Genomic DNA, 17,766 nt, shown 5'->3' on the forward strand with positions numbered 1-17,766 from the left:
AAAGTATCTATTAAAGGGAGCTATCGGAAATAGGTACGGAAAAGGAGGAGAAGCCGATGGGCGTTCCCAATACCGGCATCAATATTTTTATGAACACCGTGGGCGGGAAATGGAAAGGCTTGATCCTGTTTCACCTCAGCCGCGGCTCCGTGCGCACCAAAGATTTCTACACGCTGATTCCCGGGCTTACCCAGAAAGTGCTGACCGATCAGCTGAAGCAGCTTGAAAAAGACGGACTGGTCGTGCGCGAGCTGTTTGCCGAAGTGCCGCCGAGGGTGGAGTACAGCCTGAGCGAGCTGGGCGGGACGTTTGTGCCCGTGCTGAACGCGATGTGCGAGTGGGGGTTCGTACGCCGACGCCCAGGGAATCGAGAGCGAACGCGCGCGCTGCTGCGAGGCGTCAGGGTCGGACACGGCACCGGCCGCGGTGCGCGAAACCGAAGCTTGAACCGGACCCGCGCGGCGCGCGCGAGCACGACCGGACCGGCGGCCGGGGAATTCGTTCGTTCGGCCGCGCCGCCGGCGAGAACAACGCGAAAGGACGTGGAAACGCGAATGTTGGAATCCGTTAAACGGTTTATCCGCGCCTGGCGCGATTATCCGCTGCGGCCGGGCGAGACGATCGGCGGACGCTACGAGATCGCCGAGTGGCTCGGCATGGGCAGCTACGGCTTGAGCTACCGCTGCACAGACCGGCAGACCGGCCGCGAAGCGGCGCTCAAGCAGGCCAAGCCGAGCCGCCGGCGGACGGCCGGGGCGCTGCTGCGCCGGGAACGGGATGCGCTGCTGGCGATGGACCATCCGTTTATCCCGCGCTGCCGGGACTTTTTCGGCGACCGGCGCAGCGAGTGGCTGGCCGCCGATTATGTGCGCGGACGGACGCTGGAAGACCTGATTTTCGAGGAAGGGCGGGTGTTCGGCGAAGACGACTGCCTGGCGTGGGCGCTGGAGCTGTTGGACCGGGTCGACCATGTGCACGAGCGGGGCTACGTCCATCTGGATATCCGCATCCCGAACGTGATGATGGACGACGACGGTCTGCACCTGATCGACTTCGGGCTGGCGCGGCGCATCGGCGAGCACGAGGCGCTTGCGCCGGACGGCGCTCCGCTGCCAGGCCGCATGCCGGCCGAGATTGCGTCCGATCTGGAAGATGCCGGGCATCTGCTGCTGTATATGCTGTATTCCGGGTACGCCCCGCAGGGCGGGGAAGCGGGCGGGAGCGACAAAGCGGGCGGCGCGCCGGAAGCGCAGGGGAAAAGCGCCGAAGCCGCCGAAATCGGGGCCGAAGGCGAAAGCCCGGTTGAAGCCGCCGCGCATGAGAGCGAACTCTCCTGGGAAGAAGAACTGACGCTGTCCGGGCCGACCGCCGCGCTGCTGCGCCGGCTGCTGCGGCTGGACAAGCCTTTTACCGACGCGAAGGAAGCGGCCGAAGCGATTCGCGGCAGCCTGGAGCGATTGCGGCGGGAGGAGCGCGAAGCGCAGCAAAAAAGCCGTTCCCAAAGTCTGTGAAGACGAGGGGAACGGCCTTTTGCGCGTGCCGGCCTGCGGGCTGCGCATATCCGTCAACTGGAGCTGCGGGATTTGTTCTTGTAGTACGAGTGTCCGTAGCGTCCCTGTCCGCCGTGCCGGTAATCGGAAGACGAGGAGCGCGAATATTTGGGCCGTTTGCTGCCGGACCCTCGCCTGGAATTGGAATGGGAAGAGTAGCCGGCGGAATGCGCGATCTTGTCGACGATTTTCTTGAACATGATAACAGCCTCCTTGTGATTGGGTTTGTCCGTAATACGAACGGGACGCGCGGCGGTTTCGGCGAATATTTCGCGCTGCCCGCTGCGGCCGTCCATACGGAAAGTTACCCGCTCCGCGCGAGTCGGAACATTAGAATCTCATGAGAAAAAGACGCTTTGCCGAACTTTGCCGGCGGGAAGGCGTCTTCAGGGATTTGTTCGGTTTGGGAAAAGGGGCGGGAACGCGCAAGCGGCGGCGGCCCTCGGCCGGGAAGTTTGCGCGGGAGCCGGGCCGAATCTCCGTCCGCCGCGCCCGGCGTTCTTCGATCCGTCAGCCGTAGAAACGCCGGGCGTTGGCGAGCAGTATCGCGCGCGCTTCGTCTTCGCCCAGCCCGCGCAGCCGGGCCCACTCCCGGCACACGTCCGCCGTCATGGACGGATGCGTCGGCCGCTCCGCGAACGGCCCTTCGAACGGCCAGGGGCCGTCCGTTTCGCTCATGACGAGCGATTCCGGGTAGCGCAGGGCGAGTTCGCGGATCTCGTCCTCGTACAGCAGATCCGGTGTGAACGAAATATAATATCCGTTCCCGATCATCCGCTCCGCCGCAGCCGCGGAGCCCTTGAACCAGTGAAAATGCGCCCGCGCGACTCCATACCGCTCCAGCAGGCCGCACGCGGTCTCGGCATCCTCGTATACCGCATGCAGCACGATCGGCAGCCCGTGCCGCGCGGCAAACTGCACAAAACGCTCCAGCAGGCGCACATACCCTGCCTCGTCCAGCGCTTCGCCGCGCTCCGCCGCCTCCAGCCTGCTGTAATACGGCAGGCCGACCTCGCCCACCGCCGCCATGCGCGGCCGGGGCGAACCGCCGCTCGCCGCGTCGGCTGCGCCGGCCGCGCCCGGCGGAATGCCCGCCCGCGTGCCCTCGGGCGGCTCTGGGCCGTCGGCCTTCATTCCGGCCGACGTCTCCACGGCCCCGGCCCGCGCCTCCATCCAGGCGAACAGCGCTTCCTCCGCCTCGGAATCCGGCAGAGGCTGCTCGGGGTGAAACCCGTAAGCCGGGCGCACCAGGCCCGGATACTGCCGCGCCAGCCGCTCGATCCGGCGGGCGGACTCCAGATCCATCGAGACGGCGACGACGAACTCGCCGTCTTCTTCCCGAAACTCCCGCAGCATCCGCGCCGCTTCCTCCGGCGGATATTTGTCCAGATGAATATGCGTGTCGGCCAGTTTAAGATTGGCGCGCATGAGCATTCCTCCTTCCCGGCGCTTCCTGCCGGTTCAAGTGTGTCCAAACCAATTGAACCGCCTCCTTGCGACGCTTGATGGCGATTCCGTCATTCAAGATTGTCGGGGCGGTTTCGTAGGTCAGCAGAGATTGTTGTCGGTAGAGCAGTATTTATCGAAAAAATCCAGGCCATTCCTTCGAATGCTGCTCCTGTGATCACATTTTGGCGCCAAAACCGATAAAAACGAAGATTTACCTATAAAGTGTGTTCCAACCGTCAACATTTTGCCGCCGAGCTTCTTTTTTTGCCGGAAATATTGCTCTTACTCGCACATTTTTGGCAGGACTCAGAATGAGGCTTGCACAGCATAGATGTAGAAGAAGAGCAGCGAGCAGTCCTGAGCATCGCTCATTTTTGTGCGGAGTGTTTTCATGCAAATTCCGAATTGAATCTTTCGCCGCGGAAGGATGCGAGGCCGGTTCTGCCCAAGCCCCGCTATTTGGAGTGGATGCTGACAGGGCAATTACCTGTTCGCGCGCAGCTACGTTGCACTTTCTGCAACGTAAAGCCCCAAATCGCCCCTATCCCCGGAGTTACATTGCATTTTATGCAACGTAAAGTCGAAAAACAGGCGCCAAAAGCAAAAAAATAGGTTTTACATTGCATTTTGTGCAACGTAGGCCTGGTAAATGCTCCAAACAAGCATTTTTCATTGCAAAAAATGCAACGTAGCCGCTCCGAATGACCGATCCGCGGTCCAAAATGCTGCTTACAGCCGATTAACCGGGCTCCGGCAGCAGTCTGGTTGGGCATCCGCGCTCCAGCGGCGCGCAGCCGCCGCATGTGCGCTCGTCCTGCCCGGATGCAGCGGCATCCGCTCTCCGGCATTCATGCTCCAGCCTCCACGTGCCAGCGTGCGCCCTGCCCCGCGCCTTTACCCGCGCGCCAGGGCACTCGTCCTATCCGCGTGCGTCCTGGCCTACGCCCCGGCCCGCGCCTTTACCCCCGCGCCTTGGTGGCCTACGCCCTATCCGCCCCTTACCTGCGCGATCCCGCTGCGCTGTCCGCGGCGCGCGCCCGGCGCTGCTCCTCTTTCATCAGTCCGGTCAGCTCGCGGCGCAGCGCGAGAAATTCGGCCGATTCCGCGATTTCCTCGCGGCGGGGCCGGGGGAAGGGGACCTCGATCCGCCGCAGCACGGCGGAAGGGCGGCCGGACAGGACGTACACCGTATCGGACAGAAGCAGCGCTTCTTCGATATGGTGCGTGACGAACAGGACGGAGCGGCGCGTCTCCTCCCAGATATCCAGCAGCCAGCTCTGCATCTCGCTGCGGGTAAAAGCGTCCAGCGCGCTGAACGGCTCGTCCAGGCACATCAGCTCCTGCGGGCTGAGCAGCGCGCGCACGAACGCCGCGCGCTGCTGCATGCCGCCCGACAGCATGTGCGGGTAAGCCCGCTCGAAGCCGCCCAGCCCGGCTCGCTCCATCCAGCGCCGCGCTTCGTCCAGCGCTTCGCGGCGCGGCGAGCCGCCGACCTCGCGGTCCAGCACGACGTTGTCTTCGATCGTGCGCCAAGGGAACAGCGCCGGCTGCTGCGGCATATACCCGATGTGGCCGCGCTCGCCGTTGATGACGCGGCCGTCCAGGGTGATTTGCCCCGAATCGGGCTGCAGCAGCCCGCCGATCAGGTGAAACAGCGTGCTCTTGCCCGAGCCCGACGGGCCGATCAGGCTGACGAATTCGCCTTCCCGCACCTGGAGCGAGACGCCGCCGATCACCGGCAGCGGCCGCTTCCGGCCGCCGAACGATTTATGCACGCCGGTCAGCTCCAGCTTCACGGGAGCGCCGCTTCCGCCGGCTTGTTCCAGCCGGCCGCTCGCGTGCGCCGCACCGGCTTCGCGCGGCGCCGTCTGCCCCCGCCGCCCGGGGGTCTCCGCTTTGCCGGCGCCGTATGTAGAGCGCTCTTGCGCGGGGGCTTCCGCTCCGGCGCCGCTGTACGCGGCGCTCCTTTGCGCCGTCTGCCCCTTCTGCCCGGCTTCGTCCGCGCCGCTTCCGCCGACCGTCCCCGATCCCGCTGCCCGCCGTTCTTTTTCCCGTTCGTTCTCCGTATTCATCTTCGTTCCCCTCCTTCCCGAACTTCCCCGCTTCGCCGTCCGCCGCGCACCGCCAGTTTCTCGATCAGCGTGACCAGCAGGAACAGCAGCAGGCTGAGCGCGACGACGATGACGATCGCGGCGAAGATGCGGTCGGTGCGAAACGCCGATTTTTGCAGAATCATATAATAGCCGATGCCTTTCTGCGCGCCGATCCACTCCGCGATCACCGCGCCCATCACGCTGTACGTCGCGGCAATGCGCAGGCCCGAGAACAGCGAAGGCAGAGCGTGCGGAAACTCCAGCTTGCGGAAGATCTGCATCCGGTTCGCCCCGATCATGCGCATATAATTCAGCATCGTGCGGTCGGTCTGCGCGAAGCCGTCCATCGCCGACACGGCGACGGGGAAGAAGCAGACGAGCGTAATCACGATGATCTTGGGCAGCAGGCCGAAGCCGAACCAGATCATCAGCAGCGGAGCGAGCGCGATCGTCGGCACGTTCTGGCTCAGGATCAGCAGCGGATACAGAGCCGATTTGAGCAGAGGGACCAGATGCAGCGCGCACGCGACGATCAAGCCGACCGCCGAGCCGATGACGAAACCGAGCAGCGTCAGCCGGAGCGTGGACAGCGTGTGCATCCAGAGCGAACCCGCGCTGCGCGAAGCTTCCTGCGCGATAGCCGACGGCGGCGGCAGAATCCATGCTTCGACATGAAAGTATCGCACCGCCGCCTCCCACGTCCCTACAAACAAGAGGACCGCCACAAAGGGCGGCCATGCGGAGCGAAACCACTGCCGTAACGTTAAGCGCAGGCTCATGGACGGTATTTGGCGGTCAGACGCTCCATGCTGATGCCGTCCGGGCTCGGGTAATGCGCGATCTTGATCTGCGAAATCACGCTCGGCGCGCCGGCTTCGGTCAGCGCTTCGTGCATCTGCCGCACGATCTCCAGCAGTTCGGGCAGCTCGCCTTCGAGCGTCGTTTCCAGCGCGTGCACCTCGTGTTTGACGCCGGAGCGCTGGATCACTTCGATCGCTTTATCCACGTAAGGAATGGAATCTTCGCCGTTCGGCGTTTTGGGGATCACCTGAATGCTGAGCAGGGTCGTAGCCATGATGAATCATCCTTTCTTTTTCGCAAAATGAAGTGAACTTACTTGGCGTCGGCCGCCGGCAGATAATCGTTCGTGAACGCCTTGGCCGGATCGAAGTCGCCTTCGAGCAGCTGCTGCGAACTCATCCACTCGCCGTAGTTCTTCCACACTTCCGGCTTCTGCCAGCCCCACTGGGCCGCGTCGTCTTGATATTTCGGGCTGAGCCATTTCTGGCTGGCTTTGACCAGTTCGGGATCGAGGTCCGGCACCGCTTTGATCAGGATATCGGCGGCTTCTTCCGGATGGTCGATCGCGTATTCGTAACCTTCGGCCGTCGCTTTCATAAACGCTTTGACCAGCTCCGGATCGTCCGCGATCTGCTTCTCGTTCGTGGCGATGACCGGCGTGTAGTAGTCGAGGCTGTCGGAGTAATCTTTGACGTACAGCATATCGATTGGTTCATTGCGCAGCTCCGCTTCGATCCCCGTCCACGCGTAGAAGATCCAGGCAAAGTCGATATCGCGTTTGACCGCGGTGAAGAAGTCGGCGTCGCCCATATTGATAAACTCCACTTTGCCCACGTCCGCGCCTTCCCGGTCCATAATCGACTTCATGACCGCTTCTTCGACCGGGGAACCCCAGCCGCCGTAGCGCTTGCCTTCGAAGTCTTTGGGCGATTCGATATTCCGGTCCGCCGGAGCGGCGAAGCCCGACGTGTTATGCTGGATCACCGCCGCGATCGATACGAGCGGAACGTTCTGCGCCCGCGCCTGGGTGATGCTTTCCTGGTAGCTGACGCCGAACGGCACTTCGCCGGAGGCGACCATCTGGTCGGCGCCGCCCGCGCCCGGCTGGAGAATCTGCACGTTCAGCCCTTCTTCTTTATAAAAGCCTTGATCCACCGCGGCATACAGGCCGGTGTGGTTCGTATTCGGCGTCCAGTCGAGCACGACGCTCACATCGCGCAGCTGCTGCGTTTCGCCGCCGGTTTCGGCCGAATCGCCCGTTTCCGCGTTTGAGCCGCCGTTTGAGCCGCCGCCCGAGCAGGCGGTCAGCGCCAGCAGCAGCGCGGCCGCCGGAGCGAGCAGGCGGAGCGGTTTAATCGTTTTGCCGGTGCGTGTCCATAATTTCATTGCGGTTTCAATCCCCTTTGTTTGCGTTTCCTGAGCGAGACAAGCTGCCGGAAACGCTTCTATATTAGTTATGGTTAGTTATGCGAAGCGTCCGCCCGTCCGTTCATGCCGCCCATCTGTCCATGCCCGCCGAAACGCACGAAAAAAGCGTCCCGGATTCCGGGACGCGTCACGTCGATGATATGGGCGGCGCGGCTGTTCCTTTTACGGAAAAAGCGGTCGTCGCTCTAACGTTCCTACGCTGGCATTACCCAGATCAGGTATAAGGGTCAGTATCTTGCGGGATACAATCTCAGCCGGCCATTATCCGGCACCCCCCGGGGTTATGAAGTTTTCGAGCTGCTTCGGTGTCATTATAGTCCTTAAAGCGCGCACTGTCCAGCATGAAGCCGCGCCGCCGAAGCGGTACGGTTCACTTTCCTCTATTCGGGTACTTACTATTATGCACCATGAACCAGAAACGCCGCTGCATCCAACTTATCTTACTTATTAGGAGGCTTTTCGAACATGGACCAACAACAACTTGAACAAAAAATTACGGAAACGCTGGAGCGCAACCGTTTCGGCTCTTTCGCCACGGTCGAAGGCGGGCAGCCGAAAGTGCGTTATATGACCGTGTTTAACGAAGGACTGACCGTTTATCTGGTGACCAGCGCCAAAACGCATAAAGTCGAAGAACTCGAACAGAATCCGCGCGTCGCGCTGCTGCTGGGCTTCGAACAGGGCGGGACGCAGGACGAAGTGCAGATCGAAGGCACGGCCGAGATTACCAAAGACGACGATCTGCGCAAAAAGCTGTGGAACGACGCGTTCGAGCAGTGGCTCGAAGGACCGGAAGACCCGAACTATGTCGTGCTGAAGATTACGCCGAAGCGCGCCGAGTACGCCAAGAACAAGCATGAAGTCGAAGTCTGGGAAGGCTGATCGCTTTTTCTTTTTTTAAAGCATCGGAACGTCTCATATAGAACGCCGAAAGCTCCCGACCGGATGAAAAGTTCCGGCGGGAGCTTTTTTTGTATGCGGAAAAAGCTGCGAATAAAATCGAAAAATGCCGATATACAAATAAGACGCGAAATAAAAATAGATATAAAAACCCTGTTTCTAATTCATTTGGTATGGGTAATAACCCGAAAATCGCTCGCTTGCTTTCTGGGTCCAAAGAATCATAAAATTAGAGTGGCATTTTAAGATATACGAGGGGGTTTCCTCAGGGATGAACCATATATGCAGCACCTGCATGCCTGTCAGACCGATCGAAGATTGGGGTACCGTATACTTGCGTCCGATCGGTCAGATGCTGGGCCGGCTGATCGAAGAACAAGGCTGGGCATGCGGACGTGAACAGGGGAACAAGAACAGTCTGTTTTTTTCGTATACGAGCAAGGAACAATTTCTGGACATGGCGGAATGGCTGAACAGCCTGCCGGTCGAGTGGACCGATGCGCTGGAAGTGAAGATCGCAGGGGAGAACAGCCGTCCGGAACTGCTGCCGTGGCTTCCGTTTACGCAGTTGGCCGCAAGATTCCAGCATATGGACATGGTCGGGATTATTACGCGGGAGCGGTTTACGAGCTTTCTGCAGCCGATCGTCGATCATGGCGAAAATATCGTCGCTTACGAATTCCTGCTGCGTCCCGCGCCGGGCGAAGCTTCGTTCAATCCGTTCGAACTGTTCGACGTGGCGCGCCGCACCGGGATGCACTCGTTTCTGGACCGCTCCGCGCGAATCTCGGCGATCCGACGAAGTTCGGAAGTGCTGCCCAAAGGGATCAAGCGGTTTATCAACTTCCTGCCGTCGTCGATCTATAATCCCGAATACTGCCTGACGCACACCTTCGCCGCGATTCAGCGCTACGACCTGGACCCGCAGGACTTTGTGTTCGAAGTGGTGGAAACGGAAAAAATCAACGATATGGCCCATCTTCAGCGCATCTTCAACGTGTACCGTTCGCGCGGCATCTCGGTTGCGCTGGACGATGTGGGCTCCGGCTATTCGACGCCCGAGCTGCTCAGCCTGCTGAAGCCGGATTACGTCAAGATCGACCGCGGCCTGATCGACCGGTGCGACGAGTCGCCGGAGAAACAGCGCAAGATTCGCGAGATCGTCGAGCGTTCGGAAGAATTCGGCGGCCGCGTGCTGGCGGAAGGCATCGAGCGGCGCGGAGAGTACGAATACTGCCTGAGCAGCGGAATCCCGCTTGCGCAGGGCTATTTGTTCGGACGTCCGCAGGCCGAGCCGGCGGCGGCCGGTCCGGTCGGACATCAGGCTTTATAAACGCCGCCGATTCGCGTCCGGGAATTCCGCGATATACGGAACGTTTGAAATTCGGGACTTCGCTATCCGCCGTTCAGGGCGTGTCTTCAAACCTCGAAGGAAGCAGATTTGGTTTGAAGACATGCGCTTGGGGGAAGGCGAAGTCTTTTTTTGGCGCTTGCCCGGGCCGTCCGGGCGGGTTTGCAAGAAGCGGTTCGGGTTTCAAATAGCCGCGGCCTATGTTAAGTTAGAGAAATGTGTAGAGTGTTATACATAGAATTTGCATGGAAAGTGGGAGAACGATGGAAGACGCATGGCTGTGGCTGAAATATCTGATTCTGGGCATTGTGCAGGGCGTAACCGAGCCGATCCCGGTCTCGTCCAGCGGACACCTGATTATCGCGCAGCGGCTGCTCGGGGTGGAGCAGGCCGGACTGACGTTTGAAATTCTGACCAATACGGCTTCGCTGCTGGCAATCGCTTTTATTTATCGGCACGATATCGGACGGCTCGTCTCGGGAACGTGGAATTACCTGCGCACGCGCGAGCAGGTATACCGGTCGGACTTTATGTTCGTGGTTTACGTGATTATCGGCACGATCCCGGCGGTGGTCGTCGGGCTGCTGTTCAAAGACTGGATCGAAGACACGTTCTCGTCGGTCAAGACCGTCGCGATCGCGCTGCTGTTCACGGGCGTCGCCCTGTGGCTGATCCGCAATATGCGCGGCCGCAAGCAGGACGGCGACCTCAAAGCGCGCGATGCGCTGCTGGTCGGTCTCGCCCAGGCGGTCGCGCTGATTCCCGGCGTCAGCCGCTCCGGCTCGACGGTGATCGCGTCGATCGCGACGGGCATGAAGCAGGACACGGCGCTGCGATTCTCGTTTATGCTGTATATCCCGGTCAGCCTCGGCGCGATCGTGCTGGGGCTGCCGGACATTATCAGCACGTCCGAAGCGCCGGGTATGCTGTGGCCTTACGTCCTGGCGTTCGCCGCGACCCTGATCGTGACCTACTTTGCGATGAGATGGTTTATGGGCATTATGGCGAAAGGCAATCTGAAGTACTTCGCGTATTACTGCTTTGTGGCGGGGATTCTGCTGCTGGTGCTGCTGTAGGCCGCGCCCGGGCGGCGCAGCAGCTTGCGGCGCGCAAGCGGGACACGCCCTAGAACTTGAGTTCTTCCCGGTTGAGCTGCGTTTCCATCACGTCGTACAAAGCCAGTTTATAATTGATTTTATCGAGATTGAGGTACAGCTCTTTGATGCTGCGCTCAATCTCTTTTTTGTGCTGCAGCATCATTTGTTTGCGCTCGGGGATCGTGGTATCTCCTTCTTTGTAGAGGTAAACGTATTGCTGGATCTGGGCGATCGGCATGCCGGTAGCCCGCAGCGCGGTCACAAACTGCACCCAGCTGAGATCTTCGTCGTCGTACAGCCGCTTGCCTCCTTCGTCCCTTTTTACATGCGGAAGCAGTCCTTCTTTCTCGTAATAACGCAGCGTGGGAGCGGGCAGTCCCGTTATTTCGGTAACTTCTTTGATGCTGATCATTTTGCGGTTCCTTCTTTCTTTTGATTAAAGTGCACTTTAATATCGGATAGCGGACGTATTGAGATTACGGCCAAAAGAAGCGCGAATTTTTAGCCGTTTTACAGTGAATTTCGCTATTTCTCTATGATTAATAGATCATTGCATGAACGAAAATAGAAGCTTGACTTCAAGTTTACTTGATTGCTTATGCTGTGTACAGAACGGAAATCATAGAACCGAGAGGACGGATTGGATATGAAAACGAGAACTTTGGGTCAAAGCGATTTGCAAACTTCGGCGATCGGACTGGGACTGATGGGGATGTCGGAGCTGTACGGAAAAGCCGACGACCGGGAATCGATTCGGACGATTCACCGCGCGCTGGAACTGGACGTCACGCTGCTGGACACCGCCGACTGCTACGGCAACGGGCATAACGAGGAGCTGCTGGGCCGCGCGCTGCAAGGACGCCGCGAGCAGGCCGTCGTGGCTTCGAAGTTTGCGGTCGGGCCCAATTTTCAAGGCGTGAACGGCCGGCCGGAATATGTGCGGGCGGCGATCGACCGCAGCCTGTCGCGATTGAACATGGACCATATCGACCTGTACTACTACCACCGGATCGACCCCGAGGTGCCAATCGAAGAAACCGTGGGCGCGATGGCCGAGCTGGTGCGGGTGGGCAAAGTTCGCTATATCGGGCTGTCGGAAGCTTCCGCGGACCAGATCCGCCGGGCGCATGCCGTGCATCCGATCACCGCGCTGCAAACCGAGTATTCCCTGTGGAGCCGGGAAGTCGAAGCCGATATTCTGCCGACCGTAAGCGAGCTGGGCATTACCTTCGTCGCCTACAGTCCGCTGAGCAGAGGATTCCTGTCCGGAGCGGTGCGGACGTTCGAAGATTTCGACGCGTCGGATTACCGCCGGATGCTGCCGCGCTTCCAGGGCGACAACTTCGGCAGAAATCTGGAATTGGCGGACCGGGTCAAAGAAATCGCCGCGGAGAAACACTGCACGCCGTCCCAACTGGCGATCGCCTGGACGCTCGAACAGGGCGCCCTGCCGATCCCGGGAACGAAGCGCGTGTCTTATCTGGAGGAGAATGCGGGCGCCGTCCATATCGAGCTGACACCGCAGGATCTGCGCCGCATCGAAGAAGCGATGCCGCGGGAGGCGGTGCAGGGAGAGCGGTATTAAGCGCGGAAGGCCGGCATTGTCTGGACCGGTGCGGACCGAAGCAGGCATGGAGGACGGATAACGTTCAGTCCGAAGCCGTCATCTTTTTCGTCATGAATATCGTGAAGCAGATCAGGGCGATAGCGGCGGAAATCGTGATGCCGTTGTAAGCCTGCTCGGAACTCAGCGCAAACCAAAACAGATATTCGTTCGCCCCGCCGCCCGTATAGACGCGAAGCAGCAGTAGGGCGTTGCCCAGAGACAGGAAAATCAGAATCAGCAAAGCGTCTTGAAGCTTATGCTCGCTTTGCAGCAGCACGGCAAGCAGAATAACGAGGCAGAACAGAACGACAAAGAAAAATAGGATTTCCATGGGGCAGATTCCTTTCCGTTTTAAGTATTTTCGCGATAAAAAAACAGGATACTTTTGTATTCGGTCAGATTGTCGAGAAACGATTTGATGTAAACCTAAGACGAATCTAAAATAGCTGCGTATAGGTCCTTATTCAGGCTTAATCTTACTCTTTCGAGAAAATAACTACGCTCATACCATTATTTCGAGCTTTTTCACTTCGATTCGGCCTCTAGCTCCCGAATAGCTGCACCTGCGTCGCTATTTGAAGAAACGGAAGCATTTTGGACCAAATAAGTGTACGTATGCCGCTATTTTTCGTTTGGGATCTTGCCCCGCTTTGCTGCCGGCAGCAAAGCGGGAAGGAGGAGTCTTCTTTTTTTTACCAATTTGTCGCCGAAAAGTCACGCAAAACAACGCGCACGCCGCGCTGTCGCAGGTGCTTATGGAAACGAACGCCTCCGGAACGCCGCAGTCCTTGTACATGTATGGCCTAGGCCCGATCGGACGCCAAGACGCAGCCGGTAACTATGTACAGAGTACAAATTGCAAATCCGACAATTCCGGAATTGTATTATGGCTGTCCGGATAGATGGAGAGCACTGGATGAAGCTTTTGAAATACCGTTAGTTCATTGTCCTAAATGCAAGAGTCCGCTGCCTGGACATTCGATTTGGGTATAGTATGTTCGTATAGAAGCGGGCGATAAAGATGCCAGTCCTGCTTACTCACACAAGGGCGGTGGAACATGAACGGATTCATTGTATGGATGATCGTCATCAATACGTTATATTGGCTGGTCTGCTGTCTTGGGACAGCCCATGCGGTTCGTTTCCTGCCCGGGTCCTGGTATGAGAAAAACGATTGGTTCTTCGCGGAGCGTTCTTTTGAAAGGAAATTATATAAAAAGGTCCGCATCGATCGGTGGAAAGACAGGCTTCCGGAAGGCGGGGGATTATGGAAATTTCAAAAGAAAACGCTCCATGAGAAAATCACGTTGGAGTATGCGGATAAATTCATTTTAGAAACGAAATACGGGGAAGTCGGGCATTTGGCCATGGCGATCCTGGGCTTTGCCTGCATAGGAGTGAATCCGGGCGATTACGCGCTTATGGCGTTCATGTGTGCGGGAATCAATCTGATCGTTCAGATCCCGTTTTGCTTGATTCAGAGGTACAACCGGCCGCGGCTGATTCGTTTGAGATCGCATTTGGCGCATAGAAGCAAGAACGGGGCCTGATGCGACAAAAGGTTCCGAGCAGCAAAAAAAGTCCGGCATCCTCCAAAAGGAGCCGGACTTTTTTTGCATAACCTTTAAGACAACCGCGAACTGTAATCCTCGAACTTAAACTCGCGAATCACCTTAATCCCTTCTTCGTCATTGTAAGACGCGATCGAAGGGAGGTTGACGCCGTTGAACATATGGTTCTTGACCATCGTGTAATGCGCCATATCGCCGAAGACCAGCTTGTCGCCGACTTCCAGCGGACGGTCGAACGAGTAGTCGCCGATCACGTCGCCGGCCAGGCAGGTCATGCCGCCGAGGCGGTACGTGATCGCTTTCTCGCCCGGCATGCCGGCGCCCGCGATGTTCGGGCGGTAAGGCATCGCCAGTACGTCCGGCATATGGCATTCCGCCGATGTGTCGAGGATGGCGATGTCCATGCCGTTTTTGATCGTGTCGAGCACGGTCGCCACCAGGTAGCCCGTGTTCAGCGCGATCGCTTCGCCCGGCTCCAGATACACCTGCACGTCGTACTTGTCGCGCGCGAATTCGATGCAGCGGATCAGGCGCTCGACGTCGTAGTCGGGACGCGTGATATGGTGCCCGCCGCCGAAGTTCAGCCATTTCATTTTCGAAATAAGATGACCGAACTTCTCGTCGACAACCTTGAGCGTGTTCTCCAGCGTGTCGGAGTTCTGCTCGCACATCGTGTGGAAATGCAGGCCGTCGATGCCTTCGAGATCCGATTCGTCGAAGTTCTCCAGCGTGATGCCCATGCGGGAGTACGGCGAGCAGGGATCGTACAGCGGCACTTCAAGCTCCGAATATTCCGGGTTGATGCGCAGGCCCACTTCGATCTTGCGGCCCGGGTAGTTCAGGACTTTGTCTTTGAACTTGCGCCACTGGGCGAACGAGTTGAACACGATGTGGTCGGTATAGCTCAGCAGCTCGTCGAACTCGCGATCCACGTAAGCCGGCGCGTACACATGCACTTCTTTGCCCATTTTCTCGTAACCCAGACGCGCTTCGAACAGCGAACTGGACGTCACGCCCGCCAGATATTTGCCGACCAGGGGATACTCCGCGAACATGGAGAAGCCTTTCTGGGCGAGCAGGATCTTGGCGCCGGTGCGCTCCTGAACGGAGCCGAGCAGCTCCAGGTTATTGGTGAGCAGGCGCTCGTCCACCACGTAGCAGGGAGAAGGGACGGCGCTGAAATCGATGTCTGTCATGATGAGTATGTCCTCCTACGCCTTAGTCCAGCAGGGTCGGCGAGAAGTCCTCTACCCACGGCAGGCCTTGTTTGTTCAGTTCTTCCATGAACGGGTCCGGATCGAACTCTTCCACGTTGTAGACGCCCGGCTTTTTCCAGAGGCCTTTGAGGACCATCATGGCGCCGATCATGGCAGGAACGCCCGTCGTGTAGGAGATCGCCTGGGAACCGACTTCGCGGTAGCATTCTTCGTGATCGCATACGTTGTACACGTAGTACGTTTTCGGTTCGCCGTTCTTGGTGCCCTGGAAAATACAGCCGATGTTCGTTTTGCCTTTCGTGCGCGGTCCGAGCGATGCCGGGTCCGGCAGAACGGCTTTCAGGAACTGAAGCGGCGCGATTTTTTGGCCTTCGAACTCGATCGGCTCGATGGAAGTCATGCCGACGTTCTCCAGCACTTTCAGGTGGTTCAGGTAGTTCTGCGAGAACGTCATCCAGAAACGGATTTTTTGCAGGCCCGGCATGTTCTCGGCAAGGGATTCCAGCTCTTCATGATAGAGGAGGTAGATATCTTTCGGTCCGATCTCCGGCAGATCGTAGACTTTTTTCTCCGACAGGGGAGGAGTCTCGATCCATTCGCCTTTTTCCCAGTAGCGGCCCTTCGCCGTGATCTCGCGGATATTGATCTCCGGGTTGAAGTTGGTCGCGAACGGATAGCCGTGATCGCCCGCGTTGGCGTCGACGATATCGATCTGGTGAATCTCGTCGAAGTAGTGCTTGAGCGCATAGGCACTGAATACGCCGGTGACGCCCGGGTCGAAGCCGCTGCCCAGAACCGCCGTCAGGCCGGCTTTCTCGAACTTCTCGCGATAAGCCCACTGCCATTTATATTCGAATTTCGGATTGTCGAGCGGCTCGTAGTTGGCCGTGTCGAGGTAATGAACGCCCGTTTCGAGACACGCGTCCATAATCGTCAGGTCCTGATAAGGGAGCGCGACGTTGATTACGATGTCCGGCCCGAAGCTTTTGATCAGCTCCACAACCTCTTCCGTGCGGTCGGCGTCGACCTGCGCGATTGAAATCTTCGTGCGGCCTCCGTCCAACTTATTCTTCAAAGCTTCACATTTCGACAGTGTCCGGCTCGCGATACAAATTTCCTCAAATACATCCGGATTCTGGACACACTTGTGCACGACAACGCTTGCTACGCCGCCGGCTCCGATAATCAATGCTTTTCCCAAAATCAGTCCCCCCTTAGTTAGTCCGTTTAAAAAATCAACAAGAAGGATTATACAAACTATTCCGCAAAAACACAAGAAAAACGTGAAAAAAACGGCGGTTTTCGGAATCGGCCCGGGATTTTAACATGGTTTTTACACAAATCCTCAATAATCCGTCGTATTCCTCCGTTTTGTCCGTTCAGCGGATGGTTTGTCGGCCCGATCCGGACAGGGCTCGTCCATGCGAACGGGCGGCGTTCCCTGTATAGTATTACCCCTTTGCGCAAAGCGTACTCCGTTTCCCGGGTATTTGGCTTTCGGCTTGCCCGCTTCGTATAATGGAGAGAAAACGGACGGCTTGCGCAATGAAACTGCCGCTCCGGGGAGAGGAGACCGTCCGGTGGCTGTAGGCTTGATCATCTTTCTGCTTGTGTATCACGCGTTCGTACTCTATATCGGATGGAATGTATGGAAAGGAATCAAAGCGTTTCGTCCGGATCTTCGGCGGCGCTGGCTGGTCGCGCTGTCCGCTGCACTGCTGCTTGCGGCCTGGTCGATGTTTGCCCGTTTCCGGTTCAGCGAGTATGCCTGGCCGCACTGGGCGGCGGGCGTCTGGCTGACCTTCGCTTACCTGATGGTGTTTATTTTGCCGCTTACGAACATTGTGGTGCTGCTGTTTAGAATATTCAGCAGGATCGACCGACGCAGATTGACCCGGCGCGCAACGCTCACGGCGGCGGTACTGACGCTGTTGGCGGGTGCTTACGGCGTCTACAGCGCCTACAGCCCGGTTGTACGCGCGTATGACGTCCGGATCGACAAGCCGGCGCTGGACGGGCGCACAGAGATGAAGATCGTCATGGCGGCCGATACGCATTTCGGCGCGCTGTCCGGCCCTTCGCACGCGAAGCGGCTGGTGCGCCTGATTAACGAACAGCAGCCGGACCTGGTGCTGTTTCCCGGCGACCTGGTGGACGACGATATCGTCCAGTACGTCAAGCAGGGCATCCCGGAGATTCTGCGCGGCATCGAAGCGCCGGTGTACGCTTCGCTCGGCAACCACGACCGGCTGGAAGCGGGCGATACGACGCTGATCCGCACATTGGAAGACAGCGGGATGACTTTGCTGTACGACGAAGTCACGAGCGAAGGGCTGCCGGTCACGCTGATCGGGCGCAAAGACCGGACCGATGCGGCGAGGCTGTCCGTCGCGGAGCTGGCGCGGCAGGCCGATCCGGCGTCGCCGCTCATCCTGCTGGATCATCAGCCGTACGAGCTGGAGCTGGCGGCGCAGGCCGGCATCGATCTGGAAGTATCGGGGCACACGCACCGCGGCCAGATCTTCCCGGCGAATTTCATTACGAACCGGATTTACGAGAACGACTGGGGTTATCTGCAAAAAGGAAAGATGGATTCGATCGTGACGTCCGGCTACGGCTTCTGGGGACTGCCTTTTCGGATCGGGACACGGTCGGAGCTTGTGGTGATTGATGTGAGCTTTAAGTGAATGGGTTCTTTTCCGG

18 protein-coding genes and 1 riboswitch are annotated in these 17,766 nt (G+C 58.5%); of the genes, 7 read left to right on the plus strand and 11 right to left on the minus strand.

Annotation, left to right across the window (positions count from 1 at the left end; genetic code table 11):
* Positions 1-56 precede the first annotated feature (56 nt).
* Entirely contained in the window at positions 57-1,511 is a 1,455-nt protein-coding gene (locus QWJ34_RS16190) for a winged helix-turn-helix transcriptional regulator (protein ID WP_302729380.1), read from the plus strand.
* A gap of 53 nt (positions 1,512-1,564) precedes the next feature.
* Here QWJ34_RS16190 and QWJ34_RS16195 read toward each other — a convergent pair whose 3' ends face one another.
* The 7 genes from QWJ34_RS16195 to QWJ34_RS16225 all read right to left on the minus strand — a co-directional run bounded on the left by QWJ34_RS16195 (position 1,565) and on the right by QWJ34_RS16225 (position 7,279).
* Positions 1,565-1,750 carry a hypothetical protein gene (locus tag QWJ34_RS16195; protein WP_302729382.1) on the minus strand — a complete coding sequence of 62 codons (186 nt, stop codon included), beginning with the start codon at positions 1,748-1,750 and terminating at the stop codon, positions 1,565-1,567.
* A 310-nt stretch (positions 1,751-2,060) separates the two neighbouring features.
* Entirely contained in the window at positions 2,061-2,978 is a 918-nt protein-coding gene (locus QWJ34_RS16200) for a TatD family hydrolase (protein ID WP_302729384.1), read from the minus strand.
* A gap of 750 nt (positions 2,979-3,728) precedes the next feature.
* Positions 3,729-3,851, minus strand: a complete 123-nt coding sequence (locus tag QWJ34_RS16205) for a hypothetical protein (RefSeq protein WP_302729386.1) — start codon at positions 3,849-3,851, stop codon at positions 3,729-3,731.
* A gap of 146 nt (positions 3,852-3,997) precedes the next feature.
* Entirely contained in the window at positions 3,998-5,071 is a 1,074-nt protein-coding gene (locus QWJ34_RS16210) for an ATP-binding cassette domain-containing protein (RefSeq protein ID WP_368046720.1), read from the minus strand.
* Positions 5,068-5,871, minus strand: a complete 804-nt coding sequence (locus QWJ34_RS16215) for an ABC transporter permease (protein WP_302729388.1) — start codon at positions 5,869-5,871, stop codon at positions 5,068-5,070. The genes QWJ34_RS16210 and QWJ34_RS16215 overlap by 4 nt, the downstream gene beginning before the upstream one ends.
* Positions 5,868-6,167, minus strand: coding sequence for a thiamine-binding protein (locus QWJ34_RS16220; protein ID WP_087799058.1), 300 nt, complete (start codon positions 6,165-6,167; stop codon positions 5,868-5,870). The genes QWJ34_RS16215 and QWJ34_RS16220 overlap by 4 nt, the downstream gene beginning before the upstream one ends.
* A gap of 38 nt (positions 6,168-6,205) precedes the next feature.
* Positions 6,206-7,279: an ABC transporter substrate-binding protein gene (locus QWJ34_RS16225; protein ID WP_302729392.1), complete on the minus strand. Its 1,074-nt coding sequence runs from the start codon at positions 7,277-7,279 to the stop codon at positions 6,206-6,208.
* A gap of 216 nt (positions 7,280-7,495) precedes the next feature.
* Positions 7,496-7,607, minus strand: a riboswitch (TPP riboswitch).
* Between the two features lie 179 nt (positions 7,608-7,786).
* Here QWJ34_RS16225 and QWJ34_RS16230 point away from each other — a divergent pair.
* From QWJ34_RS16230 to QWJ34_RS16240, 3 genes are all read left to right on the plus strand, one after another.
* A complete protein-coding gene (locus QWJ34_RS16230; protein WP_302729394.1) occupies positions 7,787-8,203 on the plus strand; it encodes a pyridoxamine 5'-phosphate oxidase family protein in 417 nt (138 codons plus the stop codon).
* Between the two features lie 289 nt (positions 8,204-8,492).
* Complete coding sequence (locus QWJ34_RS16235) at positions 8,493-9,554, plus strand: EAL domain-containing protein (protein ID WP_302729396.1); 1,062 nt, start codon at positions 8,493-8,495, stop codon at positions 9,552-9,554.
* Positions 9,555-9,835: 281 nt separating this feature from the next.
* Positions 9,836-10,648: an undecaprenyl-diphosphate phosphatase gene (locus tag QWJ34_RS16240; RefSeq protein WP_302729398.1), complete on the plus strand. Its 813-nt coding sequence runs from the start codon at positions 9,836-9,838 to the stop codon at positions 10,646-10,648.
* Between the two features lie 49 nt (positions 10,649-10,697).
* Here QWJ34_RS16240 and QWJ34_RS16245 read toward each other — a convergent pair whose 3' ends face one another.
* Positions 10,698-11,081, minus strand: coding sequence for a MerR family transcriptional regulator (locus QWJ34_RS16245; protein ID WP_302729399.1), 384 nt, complete (start codon positions 11,079-11,081; stop codon positions 10,698-10,700).
* A 234-nt stretch (positions 11,082-11,315) separates the two neighbouring features.
* Here QWJ34_RS16245 and QWJ34_RS16250 point away from each other — a divergent pair, with 234 nt between their 5' ends.
* On the plus strand, positions 11,316-12,254 hold the full coding sequence (locus tag QWJ34_RS16250; protein ID WP_302729401.1) for an aldo/keto reductase: 939 nt from the start codon (positions 11,316-11,318) through the stop codon (positions 12,252-12,254).
* A gap of 64 nt (positions 12,255-12,318) precedes the next feature.
* Here the strand turns inward: QWJ34_RS16250 and QWJ34_RS16255 are convergent, their stop codons facing one another.
* The gene (locus tag QWJ34_RS16255) at positions 12,319-12,606 is read right to left on the minus strand and encodes a hypothetical protein (RefSeq protein ID WP_302729402.1); all 288 of its coding nucleotides are present in this window, start codon (positions 12,604-12,606) and stop codon (positions 12,319-12,321) included.
* A 727-nt stretch (positions 12,607-13,333) separates the two neighbouring features.
* On the opposite strand from QWJ34_RS16255, the gene QWJ34_RS16260 reads away from it, so the two are divergent.
* On the plus strand, positions 13,334-13,825 hold the full coding sequence (locus QWJ34_RS16260; RefSeq protein ID WP_302729404.1) for a glycosyl-4,4'-diaponeurosporenoate acyltransferase CrtO family protein: 492 nt from the start codon (positions 13,334-13,336) through the stop codon (positions 13,823-13,825).
* 74 nt (positions 13,826-13,899) lie between these two features.
* Here QWJ34_RS16260 and nspC read toward each other — a convergent pair whose 3' ends face one another.
* Together nspC and QWJ34_RS16270 are read right to left on the minus strand one after the other, a co-directional pair.
* A complete protein-coding gene (gene nspC / locus QWJ34_RS16265) occupies positions 13,900-15,042 on the minus strand; it encodes a carboxynorspermidine decarboxylase (RefSeq protein WP_302729406.1) in 1,143 nt (380 codons plus the stop codon).
* A 22-nt stretch (positions 15,043-15,064) separates the two neighbouring features.
* Entirely contained in the window at positions 15,065-16,264 is a 1,200-nt protein-coding gene (locus QWJ34_RS16270; protein ID WP_302729408.1) for a saccharopine dehydrogenase family protein, read from the minus strand.
* Positions 16,265-16,643: 379 nt separating this feature from the next.
* Between QWJ34_RS16270 and QWJ34_RS16275 the strand changes: the two genes are divergently transcribed.
* Positions 16,644-17,750, plus strand: a complete 1,107-nt coding sequence (locus QWJ34_RS16275; protein WP_302729410.1) for a metallophosphoesterase — start codon at positions 16,644-16,646, stop codon at positions 17,748-17,750.
* The last annotated feature ends 16 nt before the right edge of the window (positions 17,751-17,766 follow it).

This window comes from Saccharibacillus sp. CPCC 101409, from assembly GCF_030518235.1.
In the GTDB taxonomy this organism is placed as follows: Bacteria; Bacillota; Bacilli; order Paenibacillales; family Paenibacillaceae; genus Saccharibacillus.